This is a genomic window from Achromobacter sp. D7-1, assembly GCF_059760445.1.
Genome location: NZ_JCBAMT010000041.1, coordinates 24,920 through 42,396 on the forward strand (window position 1 = coordinate 24,920; position 17,477 = coordinate 42,396).

The window sequence follows — 17,477 nt, forward strand, 5'->3', positions numbered from 1 at the left end:
TCTGGCGTCCTGTGCCACAGGGCCAGGACGCTAACGCGCCGCAGCCAGGTCGAACTGGAACACCGCGCCCGATCCGGCGTGGTCCACCAGCCTGATCTCGCTGTGATGCAGCTGCAAAATGCGCTGCACGATCACCAATCCCAGACCGCCGCCATCGCCCGGGCCGCGGTTCAAGGCGCTGGCCCGGGTGAAGAGGCCGGCGCGCAGCGCCTGCGGAATCCCCTCGCCGGTATCGCTGACCTGCACCTGCACCAGGTTCTGCGCGCTGCCCAACCGCAATTCGATGAGCCCCCCTGGCGGACTGTGGCGGATCGCGTTGTCCAGCAGGTTGGTCAGCACACGCTCGATCAGACCCAAGTCCGCGCGCACCGGCGGCAGCTCCTGCGGGATATCCGTGGTCAGGCGCTGCTGGCGGGCCTCGGCCGCCAGTTCGAACTTCTGGATCACGTCCTGCACCAGTTCCGGCAAGGAAAAGGTTTCGGGCTCCAGCCGCACCAGCCCGGACTCCAGGCGCGCCAGCTCGAAGAGTTCCTGCGCCAGGCGGCCGACCTTGCGGCTTTGCGCCAAGGCAATGTCCAGGTAGCGGCGGCGTTCGTCGGGATCCAGCGACTGGTCCTTCAGCCTCAGCGTTTCCAGATAGCCGTGCAGCGAAGTCAGCGGCGTGCGCAGATCGTGCGAGATGTTGGCGACCAGGTCGCGCCGCTGCTGGTCCTGGCGCGTCAATTCGCGCCACTGGTCCGAGATGCGCTTGCCCATCTGCACGAAGCTGCGCCGCAGCACCGCGATCTCGTCGCCATTGCGGTCCGAGGCGTCGCCCGGACGCTCCAGCGCGGCCAGGGCCTGCCCGTCGTCGCCGTCGAAGGCGCGCACAGCCCGCGTCAGGCCGCGCAGCGGGCGCGTGATCAAGGCGAAGGCCGCCAGGCCCGCCACCAGCCCCAGCAGAGCGACCAGCGCAATGGACCACAGCGTCGTGCGCAGCACGGAGCTGCGCGACACCGCCATTGCCAGCGCGTCGTGCGCCTGGCCTTGCAGCACCACGTAGACATAGCCCTTCTCCTGACCGCCCACGCGCACCGGCGCGGCGCTGAAGACCTTGCGCGCGTCCAGGCTGCGCGGATCGTCGCCCGTGATGGGCAGCATCTCGCCCGCCAGCAAGCGCTGGACGGGGCCCAAGTCGACGCGGTCGCGCTTGATCTGGCCGGCGGGCGCGGCATCGCCCACGATGCGGCCGTCGTTGGACAGGAGATAGACCTCCACCGCGGGGTTCACCGCCATCAGCATGTCGAACAGCGAGCGCACCGCGGCGGGCTTCCAGCCATTGGTGTCCATCAATTCGTTGGCGCCGGCGATGTGCTGCGCCAGGCCGCTGGACAGGCGCTGCACGACCTCTTGCTCGTAGCGGGAGTTGGCCGCGATCTGCAGCCACGCCGAAGCGCCGCAGCAGGCCAGCAACAGCAGCGCGAACACGGCCGACAGCCGTTGGGTGAGCGTGAACCGCTTCATGATGCGCCTCCCGCGCCGGCCGGTCCCGCGGCGAATTTGTAGCCCTTGCCCCAGACCGTCAGAATGCGTTGCGGATCGGACGGGTCCGCCTCGATCTTGGTGCGCAGCCGGTTGATGTGGGTATTGACCGTGTGTTCATAGCCTTCGTGCTGGTAGCCCCATACCTGGTTCAGCAGATCCATGCGCGAGTAGACCTTGTCCGGATGCCGCGCGAAGAAATGCAGCAGGTCGAACTCGCGCGGCGTCAGGTCCAGCCGGCGGCCGTCGACCTCGGCCGTGCGCGCCACCGGATCGAGGGACACGCCATGCAGGGCCAGGCTGCCGGCGTCGATGCGCGCATTGCGCTCCAGCGCGTCGCTGCGGCGCAGCAGCGCCCGCACCCGCGCCACCAGTTCCAGCATGGAGAACGGCTTGGCGAGGTAATCGTCCGCACCCAGCTCCAGGCCCAGGATGCGGTGCACCTCGCTGGAGCGCGCGCTGGTGATGATGATGGGGGTGTAACGCGCCATGGCGCGGGCCCGCTTGCAGATCTCCAGGCCGTCGATGCCGGGCAGCATCAGATCCAGCACCAGCGCGTCCCAGCTGCCTTCCTCCAGCCGCCGCATGCCTTCGTTGCCGTCGGCGGCATGTTCGACCGCATAGCCTTCGTCCCGCAGATGCAGGCGCAGCAGTTCAGCGATGTGGGCGTCGTCTTCGACGATGAGTACGCGTCGGGGCGTGTCCATGGGCGGGAAACTCTATAGAGGGGCTATGCGCCTATTGTCGCCAATCCGCGCCGCCGAGTTATCACAATTAATTTAAGTTTGCGTGAGGACTTCGGTATCGGCCCCGGAGAAGAATGGCTCCAACGACAACAAGCCCTCCGGAGCCCCGCCATGTTGGCCACTCCCGCAAGCCACGACGCGCCGTCCATGCCGCCGGCAAACGCTCCCATCCATCCGGGCTGGCTGCGCATCATGCACTGGCTCAATGCCCTGGCCGTGGTCATCATGGTCACCAGCGGCTGGCGCATCTACAACGCCTCGCCCCTGTTCGACTTCGTGTTTCCCCGTGAGATCACGCTGGGCGGCTGGCTGGGCGGCGCCCTGCAATGGCACTTCGCCGGCATGTGGCTGCTGTTCTTCAACGGCGTCCTGTACCTGGCCATGAATCTGGCCACCGGCCGCCTCTGGCGCAAGTTCTTCCCCTTGAGCATCCGCGGCCTGGCCGCCGACCTGGGCGCGGCACTGCGCGGCAAGCTCGCCCACGCCGACCCGCGCCGCTACAACCAGGTGCAGCGCCTGGCCTACCTGTTCGTGATGGCCGATATCGCCGTGCTGGTCCTGTCCGGACTGGTGCTGTGGAAGTCGGTGCAGTTCGACCTGCTGCGCGAACTGATGGGCGGATACGAAGCCGCGCGCCGCGTGCATTTCATCGCCATGGCCTTGCTGACGGCGTTCGTGGCGGTCCACCTGGTGATGGTAGCGCTGGTGCCGCGCAGCCTGATCGCGATGATCCGCGGCAAATAAGGAGCCCACCGTGAGCCAGCACAAACGTCCCTCCCTGCCCGGCCTGGACGGCCCGGCCGTCCTCAAGGAAGCCGGAAAGATCCTGGAAAAGCGGATCGAACAACCCTCGCGCCGCGCCTTCCTGCGCAGCAGCCTGACCCTGGGCGGGCTGGCCATGCTGTCGGGCTGCTCGCTGTCGGACGATGAAAGCGTGGAAAAGGCGCTGACCGCTGTTTCGCGCTTCAACGACCGGGTGCAGGGCTGGATCTTCGACCCCAACAAGCTGGCGCCGACCTATCCCGAATCCATGATCACGCGGCCCTTCCCGTTCAACGCCTATTACGGCATCGACGAGGTGCGGCATGTGGACGAGGAATCGTTCCGGCTGGAAGTCAGCGGCCTGGTCGCCGACAAGCGCCGCTGGCGGCTGGAAGAACTGCGCGCCATGGCGCAGATCGACCAGGTGACGCGGCACATCTGCGTGGAAGGCTGGAGCGCCATCGGCAAATGGGGCGGCGTGCCGTTCTCTGCCTTTCTCAAGCGCGTAGGCGCGGACCTGAACGCCAAGTACGTCGGTTTCAAGTGCGCCGACGACTACTACACCAGCATTGACATGCCCACCGCGCTGCATCCCCAGACCATCCTGGCGCTGACCTACGACGGCCAGACGCTGCCACCCGAGTACGGCTTCCCCATGAAGCTGCGCATGCCCACCAAGCTTGGCTACAAGAACCCCAAGCATATACAGGCAATTTTTGTCACCAACACCTACCCAGGCGGTTACTGGGAGGACCAGGGCTACAACTGGTTCGGCGGCAGCTAGGTGGAATCTTTCATACTCCATAAAGGAACGCATCATGAAGAAAATCGCTACCACCGCCGCGCTGTCCCTGTGCCTGGCCTTCGGCGCCACGGCCGTCCACGCCGCCGACAATATGAGCAAGGACGCCGCGGGCGGCGGCTCGATGTCCAAGGATTCCATGTCCAAGGACGGCATGTCGAAGGGCGGCATGTCCAAGGATTCGATGTCCAAGGACGGCATGTCGAAAGACGGCATGTCCAAGGGCTCCATGTCCAAGGAAGGCATGTCGAAAGACGGGATGTCCAAGGATTCAATGTCCAAGGACGGTATGTCGAAAGATGGCATGTCCAAGGACGGCATGTCGAAAGGCGGCATGTCCAAGGACGGCATGAGCAAATAACACCCACCCGAGCAGCCCTGATCCGGAGCATGTCATGAGACTACACCGCAGGCAGTTCCTGGGCCTGGGCGGCGCGGCGGCCATCGCCGCCGGCCTGGCCCCGGTCCTGACCGCGCGCGGCGGCCCGGCCGCCGCCGCCCAGACCTTTCCCTACACGCTGAGCGACGCGCAATGGCGCGAACGGCTGTCGCGCGAGCAATATGACGTTCTGCGCCGCGAAGCGACCGAGCGCCCCTACTCCAGCCCGCTGGACAAGGAGTATCGCAAGGGCGCCTACGCCTGCGCCGGCTGCGCCCACCCGCTGTTCTCCTCTTCCACCAAGTTCGACAGCGGCACCGGCTGGCCCAGCTTCTGGCAACCGCTGGATGGCGCCGTCGGCGAGACCAAGGACCGCAGCTTCGGCATGACGCGCGTCGCCGTGCATTGCGCCAACTGCGGCGGCCACCTGGGCCATGTCTTCGATGACGGCCCGCGCCCGACCGGACTACGCTATTGCATGAATGGCGTGGCCCTGGCGTTCACTCCCCAGGCCTGAATATCTGGCCCCACCTTCCGGCCTTCCGCCACCAGGAGACATCATGTCCGCCACCCGCCTGCCCCACAAACTCTGCGCCGCGCTGGCCGCCGCCTGCGGCCTGCTGGGCGCCGCCGCGGCCAACGCCGCCGAACAGGCCTTCATCATTCCGCCCCCGGCCCTGGACCAACCCGCGGCCGCCGCGCCACAGAAAGCCGTCATCGCCGGCGGCTGCTTCTGGGGCGTGCAGGCCGTGTTCCAGCACGTCAAGGGCGTGACCTCGGCCGTCTCCGGCTATGCCGGCGGCCAGGCATCCACCGCCAACTACGACACCGTCAGCGGCGGCCGCAGCGGTCACGCTGAAGCCGTGGAGATCACCTACGACCCCGCCCAGGTCAGCTACGGCCAGCTACTGCAGATTTATTTCTCGGTGGCCCACGACCCGACCCAGCTCAACCGCCAGGGTCCCGACAGCGGCACCCAGTACCGGTCCGCGGTCTTCCCCGCCGACGACAGCCAGCGCAAGGTCGCCGAAGCCTACATCGCGCAGTTGAACAAGGCCGGCGCCTATCCCAAGGCGCTGGCCACGACGATAGAGCCGCTGAAGGCCTTCTACCCCGCCGAGGACTACCATCAGGACTATCTCGTGCGCCATCCGTACAGCATGTACATCATGGTCAACGACGTGCCCAAGGTCGAGAACCTGGCCAAGACCTTTCCGCAGCGGTATCGGGACAAGCCGGCGTTGGTGATGAAAACGGAGAAGTAATGCTGCGTCCGGCGCGTTGCGATGCTAACGTGCCGGATCGTTCCGCCGTTTCCGGAATGCGCTTTCTCTAAAGCGCAGCCACCCGCCCGATGCCCCCTCGATCCCATCACATTCCTCCTGCGCACCCCTGGCTCGCCATTACCGTGCTGGGCCTGGCATCCTTCAGCATGGTCGCGACCGAGTTCGCGCCCATCGGCCTGTTCTGGGCCTTGGCCGCCGCCGCCGCCACGCGCATCGCGGCGCCCGGGCGCGCCGGCCTGGCCACCGCCATCCAGCTGAACTTGCCTGGCGGCCGACCAAACTGGAAAATCCGCGCATGACTGACACGCTTCTCGTTTTCGCCGTGGTTGCCTTCGTGGGCATTGCGACACCCGGCCCGACGGTTCTGCTGGCACTTGCCAACGGCGCGAATCTCGGGGTCCGCGCGTCGCTGCCCGGCATGATGGGCGCGGTGCTGGCGGATTTCGTACTGATCAGCGCGGTGGCGCTGGGCTTGGGCGCCTTGCTGGCGGCCTCCGAATTCTGGTTCTCGGCCATCAAATGGATTGGTGTCGTCTATCTTGCGTACCTGGGTATCCGGCTATTCCGGTCGTCCGGTTCGGTGACGCTACCCGCCGAGTCTTCCGCGCAAGCGCCCGCCGGCCGCTCGGTCTTTCTACGGAGCTTCCTGGTCGCCGTCACCAATCCCAAGGGCTATCTGTTTTTCTCGGCCTTTCTGCCGCAGTTCATTTCCACGCAGGCGCCCCAGATACCGCAGTACGTCACGCTGGCGACCGTTTTTTCGGCCATTAACCTTCTCGTCATGTTTACCTATGCGTCCGCTGGCGCCAAGGCGATCCGCTTGCTCAAGCGCGACGGCGCCCTCTGGTTGGATCGCGCCTGTGGCGGCGCATTGCTGGCCTTGGCCGGCTCTCTGGCGCTGTATCGCAGGAATCCCTGAGTACACGTTCGGCAAGGTGACTTGCGTATTTTGTGGGCTGAATTCGACGGCGGGTCAGAAAACCGCCCAAGCCACCTGCTATTTTGGCAGGAAGCCGTGATGCGCCACAATCATGGGTTGGCGAGCAAACGAATTCAGGAGAAAACCAGCAGTGAACGACGCCCGCATGCCGGATATTGATGCCCCCGAAGACCGCAAAGAGCAGCTACCCACGCTGTGGCGCGACGACGGCTGGACCGCCCGCATCATCAAGAACGAGGAAGACGACGGCTGGGCCGTGGAAATGACCATGGACGGAGAGGCCGAGCCGGCGCTGGTCGGTCCATGGACCATGGGCCGCGACAAGAAGAACCCCAAGCCGCTCGATTCCCCCGCCTTCATCACCCTGGTCAAGACCGCCAGGGAAGTCCTGCGCCGCCACGAGCAGCAATTGCACGCCACGCTGCACAAGAGCGTGAAAATCGACGCCGCCGCCGGCCGCCTGACCGTCAAGCTGGATATCGTTCCCGATGAAGACGAGCCGTACGCCGTACTGAGCGCCTACGATGAATCCGGCGAGCAACTGGCACAAACCCATGTTGCGCCGACGTACAAGCTGAGCGTACAGCGCGCATCGGAGTGGGCCAGCGGCGGTTTCGGGAAGCACGGCTGAGGCGGGCAAGCCGGCCTGGCAGGACGAGGGCGCCCGGCTGGCTGGCGCCTCAATGCCCCGTCGAATCCCCCTCCCGGCTGGCTTCGAACAGGAACCACGTGCGCCTTTCGGTTTCATCGATCCAGTTTTCGATCAAGCTGGAGCTGGCGATGTCGCGGTGCTCGTCGGTGATGTTGTGCGCTTCGCGCAGCGCCGCGGCCAGGACCTTGTTGTCCTCGCGCAGCTCGGCCAGCATGTCCAGGGGCTGCACATAGTCCGCGTCGTTGTCCGAGATACGCTGCGAGCGTGCGATATGCCCGATGGACCGGAGCGTCGTGCCGCCGATCTTGCGGATGCGTTCCGCGATGGGGTCCGTCATCGCGAACAACTGGTCGCCCTGCTCGTCCAGCAACAGATGGTAGTCGCGGAAATGGGGCCCGCTGACATGCCAGTGGAAGTTCTTGGTCTTGAGATACAGCGCGAACACGTCGGCCAGTATCTGGTTCAGCGCGGCGGAAATATCCCTGGTGGCCGCCGACGCCAGGTCGGTCGGCGTCGCCAGCGGGCGCTTGCGCCGCTCTTTCAGGGCTTTGGTGGTCTTCTCATCCAGTTTCTTGGCCATGGGTCGCAACTCCTAGGAATGATGGTGAAAACGCACGCGCGGCGCAGCTCATACACGCCACGACTACGCTAGCGTAATTCCGCCCGTGCACTTTTGCCAATGTCCTGGATCAAGGCGCGGCCTCTTCTTTGACCATGCCCTGCATCGAGGCTCCGCCGCTTCTGAAATCCAGCCCGGCTAGGAGTATGCTACGCCGCGTCAATTCAGCCGGATCCATTCATCGCTATGCGCGGCAATCCCGACGCCAGGCAAGGCGCCCTCGCCCTGCACGGGTTTTACTTCCTGTATTACGGCCTGCAGGGAGTCAGCATTCCCTTCCTGCCCTTGTGGTTCGCCAGCCGCGGCCTGGATCCCGCCATGATCGGCCTGATCGTCGCCACGTCCTTCCTGCCCAAGATCCTGTCCACGCCGGTCGTCGCGCACGTGGCCGACCAGACCGGCCGCGCGCACGCCTTGATCGCCGCGGCCCTGGCGGCGTCGCTGGTGCTGTTCGTCTGCTACCCGTTCAGCAGCACGCCCGGCTGGCTGCTGGCGATCACCCTGCTGCTCAACGCCGTCTTCCCGGCGGTGCTACCGCTGATGGACCGCATGGCCATCGCCAGCGGCCGCGGCCAGGGCAGCTCCTACACCGTCATGCGCGCCTGCGGCTCGCTGGGCTTCGCCGTGGTCACCGTGGCCGGCGGCTACCTGATCAAGACCTTCGACGCCGACTGGGTGATGTGGCTGTCGATCCTGCTCATCATCGCCTGCCTGGCCTGCGTACGGCTGCTACCCCGCGCGGCGCGCCCCGCCGCCGGTGAAGCGCCCGCGCCTGCGGTGCGCCTGCCCATGCTCGAGGTCCTGCGCGACCGCCCCCTGTTGATGTGCATCGCGGCGGCCTCGCTGGTCCAGGCCAGCAACGGCTTCCTCTATTCCTATTCCGCGCTGTACTGGACCGCCAGCGGGCTGTCGACCTCGCTGATTTCGATGCTGTGGGTGGTAGGCGTGGCCAGCGAGGTCCTGTTCTTCTTCCTGGCGCCCCGCATCCTGGCCCGCACAGGCGCGCAGTGGCTGATCCTGGCGTCCGCCGTCATGACGGCGGTTCGCTGGGCCGGACTATCCGCCACCACCGATCCCACGCTGATCGCCGCGCTGCAGCTGCTGCAGTGCTTCACCCTTGCGGGCAACAACGCCGCCATCATGTGGTACATCACGCGCCACGTGCCCGCGGCGATCAAGACCTCGGCCATTGCGCTCTATGCGCTGTTGTCGGGCGGGGTCTTCATGTTCGCCAGCATTCAGCTGGGCGGCGCGCTGTACCGCAGTTATGCGCCGGGGGGATTCCTGGTGATGTCGCTGTGCGCCATTGGGGCGGTGCCCTTGGTGATCTACGCCGAAAAGCTGCGCAGAAACGCGGAAGCACCCGGCGCCTAGAAGCTGCTGGACGAAAAAAAAGGCCTCGCGAGCGAGGCCTTGTCTGTCAGCAGCAGCCGATCCGCTTCTTCCCGCCATAGCGCGCGTCCTGCCGCTCGCGGAAAAAGGCTTCGTAGGTCATCGGCTCCTGGTCAGGGTGCGTGCGCCGCATGTGCGCCACATAGGTCTCATAGTCCGGCACGCCGACCATCAGCCGGAGCGTCTGCCCCAGGTAGCGGCCGGCGGCGCCGGCCGCGGAACTCATGTTGGTGAACAGCATGCGTCGTCTCCCCTTTCGCTCAGTCCGCGCCGGCAGCGGCCGGCAGCGTTTCGTACGGCATTTCGCGCGAGGTGGGCTTGTTCTCGTTGCGCGCGCGCTGCACCGAACGCAGGCCGAACACCACGATGCTCACCACCACGAAGATGAAGATCGCGCAGAGGCCGGCGTTGATGTAGTCGTTGAGGACCACGCGCGACATTTCGCCCAGGGACTTGGCCGGAGCCAGGACCTTGCCTTCGGCGATGGCCGCGTTGTACTTGTCGGCGTGCGCCAGGAAGCTGACGCGCGGGTCGGCGTGGAACAGCTTCTGCCAGCCGGCGGTCAGCGTGCATGCCAGCAGCCACAGCGTCGGCAGCACCGTCACCCAGGCGTAGCGGTCGCGCTTCATCTTGAACAGCACCACCGTGCCCAAGGTCAGCGCGATCGCGGCCAGCATCTGGTTGGCGATGCCGAACAGCGGCCACAGCGTGTTGATGCCGCCCAGCGGATCCACCACGCCCTGGTACAGGAAGTAGCCCCAGGCCGCCACGCACAGGCCGGTGGCGATCAGGTTGGCGGGCAGCGAGTCGGTGCGCTTGAGCGTCGGGGCGAAGGTGCCCAGCAGGTCCTGCAGCATGAAGCGGCCAGCGCGGGTGCCGGCGTCGACCGCCGTCAGGATGAAGAGCGCTTCGAACAGGATGGCGAAGTGGTACCAGAAGGCCATCATGCCCGGGCCGCCGATGGCCTGGTGCAGGATGTGCGCCATGCCCACGGCCAGCGTGGGCGCGCCGCCCGCGCGGGAGATGATGGTGCTTTCGCCCACGTCCTTGGCGGTCTGGATCAGGTCGGCCGGCGTCACCACGAAGCCCCAGCTGGAGACCACCTGGGCGACCTGGTCGGGGGTGGTGCCGATCACGGCTGCCGGGCTGTTCATGGCGTAGTAGATGCCCGGCTCGATCACGCAAGCCGCTACCAGCGCCATGATGGCGACGAAGGATTCCATCAGCATGCCGCCGTAACCGATGTAGCGGGCCTGGGTTTCGTTCTCGATCAGCTTGGGCGTGGTGCCCGAGGAGATCAGGGCGTGGAAGCCCGACACCGCGCCGCAGGCGATGGTGATGAAGAGGAACGGGAACAGGTTGCCCGACCACACTGGACCGGTGCCGTCGACGAATTGGGTCAGCGCGGGCATTTTCAGCTCGGGCGCCACCACCACGATGCCGATGGCCAGGCCGACGATGGTGCCGATCTTGAGGAAGGTCGACAGGTAGTCGCGCGGGGCCAGCAGCAGCCACACCGGCAGCACCGAGGCGATGAAGCCGTAGATGATCAGGATCCAGGTCAGGCCCTTGCCGTCGAAGTCGAACATCGGGCCGATCACCGGGTGCGCGGCCACGTCCTGGCCGAAGGTGATGGCGGCCATCAGGCCGACGAAGCCGATGATGGACACTTCGCCGATCTTGCCCGGACGGATGTAGCGCAGGTACACGCCCATGAACAGCGCGATGGGGATGGTCGCGGCCACCGTGAAGGTGCCCCAGGGCGAATGCGTCAGCGCCTTGACCACGATCAGCGCCAGCACGGCCAGGATGATGACCATGATCATGAAGGCGCCGAACAGCGCGATCACGCCCGGGATCTTGCCCAGTTCGGACTTGACCAGGTCACCCAGCGAACGGCCGTCGCGGCGGGTCGAGATGAAGAGAATCGTGAAGTCCTGCACGGCGCCGGCGAACACCACGCCGGCCAGGATCCACAGCATGCCCGGCAGATAACCCATCTGCGCGGCCAGCACCGGGCCCACCAGCGGACCGGCGCCGGCAATGGCGGCGAAGTGGTGGCCGAACAGCACGTGCTTGTTGGTGGGCACGTAGTCCAGGCCGTCGTTGTGCTTCCATGCCGGCGTCATGCGCGTCGGATCCAGCTGGAAGACGTTCTTGGCGATGAAGCGGCTGTAGTAACGGTATGCGATCAAATACACGCATACGGCGGCGATCACCACCCATAGCGCATTGATGGTCTCCCCTCTGGCCAGCGCCACGGTGCCCAGCGCGAACGCGCCCAGTACCGCAACCGCCAGCCAGACCAGGTGCTGACCCAGTCCCTTACTGCTGGTTTGCATAAGTGCTCCTCTTGCCTCCCGCCATGCTCTTGGCGTGAAACGCTTTTATCGTCCCGCGGAAGGCAGACTCATTGTTGTGGGGTGGTGGACGCGCGCGTCCACGCAGCGCCGTGTCGACGCGGACGCTAGTATTTCGTTTTGACCATGCAGCAACAAGCGCGAAACTACGCAAGTCCGCTACGTGTTACTACGCAATGCGCCGCAGCATGATTTGGCGGAAATCGTAAAATCCAAGCTGAAATTTCCCGTCCTGATTGCGGGACGCAACATGTTGCATTGCAATATTCGCGTTCGCGCTGATACAAATCCTTCATGAAGCTGCGCCTGAAAATCCTGCTGCTTGCCGCGGTGCCCCTGCTGGTGGCCGTCGCCGCCATTACGGTGGCCGTCTACGTGCAAGGCCTGCAACTCGCGCAGCGCGAAAAACAAGTAGTGGAAAGCGCCTGGCTGGCCAGCAAGGAAGGCGAGCTGCGCCACTACGTCAATCTGGCCTACAGCGCCATCGCGCCCCTGCAGGCCGCGGCTGACGACGACGCCACCCGCCAGCGCGCGCTCGACCTGCTGGCGCAGATGGAATTCGGCCACGACGGCTACTTTTTCGTCTATGACCTGCAGGGCAGGAACCTGATGCACCCGCGCCAGCCCGAACTGGTCGGCCAGGATCTCTGGGAACTGCGCGACACCAAGGGCCAGCCCGTCATCCAGAACCTGCTGACGGCCGCCCGGCGCGGCGGCCAGGACGGCGAAGCGGTGCATTACCTGTGGGAAAAGCCGTCCACCCTCCAGACCGAGGAAAAACTCGGCTATGTGGTGGTGCTGGAACGCTGGGGCTGGATGCTGGGCACCGGCATCTATCTGGACGACGTGCAGCAAGCGCTGGAACGCATCGACGCCGCCGCGCAGGCCAATATCCGCAGCATGTTCGCCTGGGTGGCAGGCATCGCCGCCGTGTCCATCCTGGGCGTGGCCGCCTGCGGCCTGGCCCTGAACATCAGCGACCACCGCCAGTCCGACGCCAAACTGAGACTGATGGCGCGGCAGCTGGTGCGCTCGCAGGAAGACGAGCGCGCACGGCTCTCGCGCGAACTGCATGACGGCATCAGCCAGGTGCTGGTGTCGATCAAGCTGTCCCTGGAAGCGGCGCGCGAACGGCTGCGGCAGACACTGCCGGGCGAACCACGCCAGCTCGCCCACATCGATACCCCGCTGGGTGGCGCGCTGGACCGGTTGAACACCGCCGTGGGCGAGGTCCGCCGCATTTCGCACAATTTGCGGCCCACGCTGCTGGACGACCTGGGCCTGCCGGCCGCGCTGGAACACCTGGGCCGGGAGTTCGCCATTCCCAGCCAGGACGGCGCCCCGCCGCTGGCCGTGCGCCTGCATACCGCCGGGCAGCCGGAGAAGCTGCCCGAAGCCTACGCCACTGCCCTGTTTCGCGTCACCCAGGAAGCCTTGACCAACGTCATCCGCCACGCCGGCGCCACGCGTGCCGACCTGACGCTGGCCTATTCTTCGCGCGACCTGCGCCTGACCATTGCCGACGACGGCCGCGGCTTCGACTATGCCGAAGTGCAGCAGGATCCGCGCCGCGGCATCGGCCTGCGCAATATGCGCGAACGCATGAACGCGCTGTCCGGCACGCTGACGTTCCGCTCCACCTCCCACGGCACGGTGCTGCAAGCCTGGCTGCCGCTGCCCGCCGCCCCCGTTTCCACGAGCCCCGAAGCATGACCGAAGCCATCCGACTGCTATTGATCGACGATCACCCCCTGGTACGGGACGGGCTGCGGCTGCGCCTGGAAACCGTGCCGCAGCTGCGGGTGGTGGGCGAAGCCGGCAACGCCGCCGCCGCCCAGGCCTTCCTGGCCGCCTGCATGGCCGAGGACCCACAGGGCGGCACCTTGCCGCATCTGGCGCTGATGGACCTCAACATGCCGGGCGTGGGCGGGCTAGAGCTGACCGCCCTGCTGCATGAGCGCTATCCGCAGATCGCCGTGCTGGTGCTGTCCATGCACGACAACCCCGAATACATGGTGCAGGCGGTCAAGGCCGGCGCGCGCGGCTATCTGCTGAAGGACGAGCCGGCGCAGGAGATCGTCACAGCCATCGACGCCGTCATGGCCGGCCGCAGCTATTTCAGCGCCGCGGTGGCCGTGCGCCTGTCGCAGGCCACGGCGCCCGCCACCATGCTGACGCAGCGCGAACGCGACGTGCTGCGCCACATTGCCAGCGGCGAGGCCAACAAGCAGATCGCGCAGGCGCTGGGATTGTCGGTGCGCACGGTGGAGACCCATCGCCTGAACATCAAGCGCAAGCTGGGCATAGATGGGCAGGCGGAATTGATCAAGTACGCCGTCGAGAACCGGGGAGTCTGATCCGGGCCGGACCCGAACCCCGTCTGATCGTTTTCCCGCGCTGCGGTAGACTTGCAGCACTACGCTACACACAGTAAAGCGCCGCAACCAGCGCCGCCCCCAGGAGTCCCCGATGTCATTGGAAAAGCACTACACCGCCATTCTCGAACAACTAGGGGAAGATCCGTCCCGCGAAGGGCTGGCCGACACGCCGGCGCGCGCGGCCAAGGCCATGCGCCACCTGTGCCGCGGCTACGACCAGAACCTGGACGAAATCGTCAACGGCGCGCTGTTCACCTCCGACACGCGCGAGATTGTGCTGGTCAAGAACATCGAGCTGTACTCGCTCTGTGAGCACCACATGCTGCCCTTCATCGGCAAGGCGCATGTGGCCTACCTGCCCAACGGCAAGGTGCTGGGCCTGTCCAAGGTCGCGCGCATCGTCGAGATGTACGCGCGCCGCCTGCAGATCCAGGAGAACCTCAGCCGCCAGGTGGCAGAGGCCGTGCAGTCCGTGACCGACGCCGCCGGCGTGGCCGTGGTCATCGAAGCGCAGCACATGTGCATGATGATGCGCGGCGTGGAAAAGCAGAATTCGTCCATGGTGACCTCCGTCATGCTGGGCGAATTCCACGACAACCCCTCGACCCGGGCCGAGTTTCTGAGCCTCATCCGCTAGCAGGATCTCCCTCCCCCTTTTGGCGCATGTCGCGGGCCGCCTCGCCGGCCGCATCCCGCCGCGCCGGCCGCGCCAGTCCTGGCGTTGCCGGCGAGGCAGGCGGGCCTGGATCTTTTTGGCTCCTACTGATTAGGGCATCTGGACCTAGCGTTCTGGCCCCATCCGGGCAAACTGGCTTCAGCCGGTCGCGCCGGAGCGCGGCCGTTCCCTCCCGGAGATCTCCATGAACGCGATATTCCGCCTCATCCGCCGCTGCACCCTGGCCGGCCTGGCCGCCGCGCTGCTGGCCGCTCCCGCCTATGCCCAGACCAAGCTGGTGGTGGGCTACCAGCTGATCGTCGGGCCGTTCCTGTCGGCCATCGCCGACGGCAGTTTCGACAAGGCATTGAAGGAGGCCGGCTACCAGGTGGACTGGCGCCAGTTCACCTCCGGCGGCGACATTTCCACTGCGCTGGCTTCCGGCAACGTGCCGGTCGGCGTGCTGGGCTCCACCGGCATCACCGCGGCCGCCACCCGCGGCGTGGACATGGAGCTGTTCTGGATCCTGGACAACATCGGCAAATCCGAGGCACTGGTGGCGCGCAACGGTTCCGGCATCAACAGCACGGCCGACCTGAAAGGCAAGCGCGTCGCCACGCCCTTCGTGTCCACCTCGCACTTCCATCTGCTGGTAGGCCTGGAACAGGTCTGGAAGATCAATCCGCGCGACGTCCGCATCCTGAACATGCAGCCGCCGCAGATCGTGGCCGCCTGGCAGCGCGGCGACATCGACGCCGCCTACGTCTGGCCGCCCGCGCTGACCGAGATCGCCAAGAGCGGCAAGATCATTGCCGACTCGGAACAGATCGGCAAAGCGAGCGTGCCGACTTTCGACGGCATCGTGGTCGACCGCGCCTGGGCCGCCAAGAATCCCAAGTTCATGGCCGCCTTCACCAGCGTATTGGCCAAGTCCTATGCGGACTACCGCGCCAACAGCGCCAAGTGGACGGCCGACTCGCCCCAGGTCAAGAGCATCGTCAAGCTGATCGGCGGCAAGCCCGAGGACATGGTCGAGGCGCTCCAGTTGCTGGTCTTCCCGACGGTGCAGGAACAGGCCTCCAATGTCTGGCTGGGCGGCGGCAAGGAGTCGGGCGCCGCGCGCGCCTTCGCGGCCAGCGCCAAGTTCCTGAAGGACCAGAAGCAGATCGACAAGGCCCTGGCCGACTACAGTCCGCACGTCACGGACAAGTACGCCAAGGCGGCAGAGAAGTAAGCGACGCGCCCGGCCAGGCGGGCCGTCCGGCGCCGCCTGCCTCGCGCCCCGCAGGGCTGCGCGCAGCCCGTCGCAACTAGGGGAGCCGGCATGACCATGCAGTCCACATCCGCCACGCAGAGCCTGTGCGCGGAGAAAGTCAGCGTCACCTACCCCGGCCTGCACGACAGCGGTCCGGTCATCGCGTTGCAGAACGTCAACCTGACCATCCAGCCGGGCGAGTTCGTCGTCGCGCTGGGCGCCTCGGGTTGCGGCAAGACCACCCTACTCAGCCTGCTGGCCGGGTTCCTGTCTCCCACCGAGGGCGAGATCACGCTGGGCGGCCGGCCTATCGTGGGTCCCGGCGCCGACCGCGGCGTGGTGTTCCAGAAGCATGCCCTGCTGCCCTGGCTGAACGTGCTGGAGAACACCGAATTCGGCCTGAAGCTGCAAGGCGTGGACAAGGAAACCCGTCGCGCCCGCGCCCGCCGCAACCTGGAACTGGTGGGCCTGCAGGACTTCCACCGCCACATGATCTACCAGCTGTCCGGCGGCATGCAGCAGCGCGTGGGTATTGCGCGCGCGCTGACCTGCAACCCCGCCATGCTGCTGATGGACGAGCCCATGGCGGCGCTGGACGCGCTAACCCGCGAGACCATCCAGGAGCTGCTGCTGGATATCTGGCGGCAGACCAACAAGATGTTCTTCTTCATCACGCACAGCGTCGAAGAAGCGCTGTTTCTGGGTTCGCGGCTGATCGTCATGTCGCCCCGCCCGGGCCGCATCACGCACACCTTCACGCCGGACTTCAACCGGCGCTACCTGGAGACCCGCGATGGCCGCAGCATCAAATCCAGTCCCGACTTCATCGCCATGCGCGAACAAGTCCTTGGCATCATCTATGGCGACGAGCGAGCCTCCTCCCCCCAAGGCTTCCATGGCTAGCAGCCGCCCGCGCCACAAGCCCGCGGCGCCAGGCAGGGTCTACGGCGCGCCGGGCGCGGGCTACAGCGGCCACATCAGCCTGATCACCAGCCTGGCGCTCATCGGGCTGTGGTTCCTGGTGACCAGCGCCGGCTGGGTGCGGCCCTTGTTCCTGCCCTCGCCCTTGGCCGTATACGACAAGTTCGTCTCGGCCATGACCGACGGCGTGGCCAATTCGACGCTGACGGAACATGCGCTGGCCAGCCTGTCGCGGGTGTTCGGGGCCTTCTTTCTGGCCTGCGTGACCGCCATTCCGGTCGGCATCCTGATGGGCGTGAACCGCTACGCGCGCGGCATCTTCGATCCGCCCATCGAGTTCTACCGCCCGCTGCCGCCGCTGGCTTATCTGCCGCTCATCATCATCTGGTTCGGCATCGGCGAATTCCCCAAGGTCCTGCTGATCTACCTGGCCATCTTCGCGCCCATGGCGATCGCGGCCCGCGCCGGCGTGCGCTCGGTGTCGATCGAACAGATTCACGCTGCCTACGCGATGGGCGGCACGCCCGCGCAGATCGTCTGGCACGTCATCCTGAAGGCCGCCATGCCGGAAATCTTCACCGGCATGCGCATCGGCATCGGCGTGGGCTGGACCACGCTGGTGGCCGCCGAAATGGTGGCCGCCGACCGCGGCCTGGGTTTCATGGTGCTGAACGCCGCCCAGTTCCTGGCCAGCGACACCGTCATCATGGGCATCATCGTGATCGGCGTGTTCGCCTTCGCCTTCGACCTGCTGGTCCGCTATCTGGAGAAATTCGCCATCCCCTGGAAGGGACGGGTCTGAACGCCGC

The 17,477-nt window shown here is 66.1% G+C and carries 20 protein-coding genes; 15 read left to right on the top strand and 5 right to left on the bottom strand.

Annotated elements, in window-relative coordinates; translation table 11 throughout:
* Positions 1-30: 30 nt before the first annotated feature.
* Positions 31-1,503 carry a sensor histidine kinase gene (locus AC6LKD_RS18230; RefSeq protein ID WP_498117017.1) on the bottom strand — a complete coding sequence of 491 codons (1,473 nt, stop codon included), beginning with the start codon at positions 1,501-1,503 and terminating at the stop codon, positions 31-33.
* Positions 1,500-2,228: a response regulator transcription factor gene (locus tag AC6LKD_RS18235; RefSeq protein WP_498117018.1), complete on the bottom strand. Its 729-nt coding sequence runs from the start codon at positions 2,226-2,228 to the stop codon at positions 1,500-1,502. Before AC6LKD_RS18235 ends, AC6LKD_RS18230 begins: the two co-directional genes overlap by 4 nt.
* A gap of 150 nt (positions 2,229-2,378) precedes the next feature.
* Between AC6LKD_RS18235 and AC6LKD_RS18240 the strand changes: the two genes are divergently transcribed.
* The 8 genes from AC6LKD_RS18240 (at position 2,379) to AC6LKD_RS18275 (ending at position 7,067) form a co-directional block, all read left to right on the top strand.
* The gene (locus AC6LKD_RS18240) at positions 2,379-3,011 is read left to right on the top strand and encodes a cytochrome b/b6 domain-containing protein (protein ID WP_498117019.1); all 633 of its coding nucleotides are present in this window, start codon (positions 2,379-2,381) and stop codon (positions 3,009-3,011) included.
* A gap of 10 nt (positions 3,012-3,021) precedes the next feature.
* A complete protein-coding gene (locus AC6LKD_RS18245; protein WP_498117020.1) occupies positions 3,022-3,813 on the top strand; it encodes a molybdopterin-binding protein in 792 nt (263 codons plus the stop codon).
* A 34-nt stretch (positions 3,814-3,847) separates the two neighbouring features.
* Positions 3,848-4,192 carry a pentapeptide MXKDX repeat protein gene (locus AC6LKD_RS18250; protein ID WP_498117022.1) on the top strand — a complete coding sequence of 115 codons (345 nt, stop codon included), beginning with the start codon at positions 3,848-3,850 and terminating at the stop codon, positions 4,190-4,192.
* A gap of 34 nt (positions 4,193-4,226) precedes the next feature.
* Positions 4,227-4,727, top strand: a complete 501-nt coding sequence (msrB, locus tag AC6LKD_RS18255) for a peptide-methionine (R)-S-oxide reductase MsrB (RefSeq protein ID WP_498117023.1) — start codon at positions 4,227-4,229, stop codon at positions 4,725-4,727.
* 43 nt (positions 4,728-4,770) lie between these two features.
* Positions 4,771-5,475, top strand: a complete 705-nt coding sequence (msrA, locus tag AC6LKD_RS18260; protein ID WP_498117024.1) for a peptide-methionine (S)-S-oxide reductase MsrA — start codon at positions 4,771-4,773, stop codon at positions 5,473-5,475.
* An 89-nt stretch (positions 5,476-5,564) separates the two neighbouring features.
* Positions 5,565-5,795, top strand: a complete 231-nt coding sequence (locus AC6LKD_RS18265; RefSeq protein ID WP_148260603.1) for a hypothetical protein — start codon at positions 5,565-5,567, stop codon at positions 5,793-5,795.
* The gene (locus AC6LKD_RS18270; protein WP_013393538.1) at positions 5,792-6,415 is read left to right on the top strand and encodes a LysE family translocator; all 624 of its coding nucleotides are present in this window, start codon (positions 5,792-5,794) and stop codon (positions 6,413-6,415) included. Before AC6LKD_RS18265 ends, AC6LKD_RS18270 begins: the two co-directional genes overlap by 4 nt.
* 151 nt (positions 6,416-6,566) lie before the next feature.
* Positions 6,567-7,067, top strand: a complete 501-nt coding sequence (locus AC6LKD_RS18275) for a hypothetical protein (protein WP_013393537.1) — start codon at positions 6,567-6,569, stop codon at positions 7,065-7,067.
* 49 nt (positions 7,068-7,116) lie between these two features.
* On the opposite strand, the gene AC6LKD_RS18280 is transcribed toward AC6LKD_RS18275, so the two are convergent.
* On the bottom strand, positions 7,117-7,668 hold the full coding sequence (locus tag AC6LKD_RS18280; protein WP_013393536.1) for a Dps family protein: 552 nt from the start codon (positions 7,666-7,668) through the stop codon (positions 7,117-7,119).
* A gap of 225 nt (positions 7,669-7,893) precedes the next feature.
* Between AC6LKD_RS18280 and AC6LKD_RS18285 the strand changes: the two genes are divergently transcribed.
* Complete coding sequence (locus AC6LKD_RS18285) at positions 7,894-9,081, top strand: MFS transporter (RefSeq protein ID WP_498117025.1); 1,188 nt, start codon at positions 7,894-7,896, stop codon at positions 9,079-9,081.
* A 46-nt stretch (positions 9,082-9,127) separates the two neighbouring features.
* Here the strand turns inward: AC6LKD_RS18285 and AC6LKD_RS18290 are convergent, their stop codons facing one another.
* Positions 9,128-9,340: a YbdD/YjiX family protein gene (locus AC6LKD_RS18290; protein ID WP_013393534.1), complete on the bottom strand. Its 213-nt coding sequence runs from the start codon at positions 9,338-9,340 to the stop codon at positions 9,128-9,130.
* Positions 9,341-9,359: 19 nt separating this feature from the next.
* Complete coding sequence (locus AC6LKD_RS18295) at positions 9,360-11,441, bottom strand: carbon starvation CstA family protein (RefSeq protein WP_207467606.1); 2,082 nt, start codon at positions 11,439-11,441, stop codon at positions 9,360-9,362.
* 312 nt (positions 11,442-11,753) lie between these two features.
* Between AC6LKD_RS18295 and AC6LKD_RS18300 the strand changes: the two genes are divergently transcribed.
* From AC6LKD_RS18300 to AC6LKD_RS18325, 6 genes are all read left to right on the top strand, one after another.
* A complete protein-coding gene (locus AC6LKD_RS18300; protein ID WP_498117027.1) occupies positions 11,754-13,172 on the top strand; it encodes a cache domain-containing protein in 1,419 nt (472 codons plus the stop codon).
* Positions 13,169-13,816, top strand: coding sequence for a response regulator (locus AC6LKD_RS18305; protein WP_498117028.1), 648 nt, complete (start codon positions 13,169-13,171; stop codon positions 13,814-13,816). The genes AC6LKD_RS18300 and AC6LKD_RS18305 overlap by 4 nt, the downstream gene beginning before the upstream one ends.
* 112 nt (positions 13,817-13,928) lie before the next feature.
* Positions 13,929-14,474 (top strand): GTP cyclohydrolase I FolE, encoded by a 546-nt coding sequence (gene folE, locus AC6LKD_RS18310; protein WP_013393530.1) that lies wholly within the window; start codon positions 13,929-13,931, stop codon positions 14,472-14,474.
* Between the two features lie 223 nt (positions 14,475-14,697).
* Positions 14,698-15,726, top strand: a complete 1,029-nt coding sequence (gene tauA, locus AC6LKD_RS18315) for a taurine ABC transporter substrate-binding protein (protein ID WP_498117029.1) — start codon at positions 14,698-14,700, stop codon at positions 15,724-15,726.
* A 90-nt stretch (positions 15,727-15,816) separates the two neighbouring features.
* Positions 15,817-16,650 carry a taurine ABC transporter ATP-binding protein gene (locus AC6LKD_RS18320; RefSeq protein ID WP_013393528.1) on the top strand — a complete coding sequence of 278 codons (834 nt, stop codon included), beginning with the start codon at positions 15,817-15,819 and terminating at the stop codon, positions 16,648-16,650.
* On the top strand, positions 16,643-17,470 hold the full coding sequence (locus AC6LKD_RS18325) for an ABC transporter permease subunit (RefSeq protein WP_498117030.1): 828 nt from the start codon (positions 16,643-16,645) through the stop codon (positions 17,468-17,470). Before AC6LKD_RS18320 ends, AC6LKD_RS18325 begins: the two co-directional genes overlap by 8 nt.
* Positions 17,471-17,477: the final 7 nt, after the last annotated feature.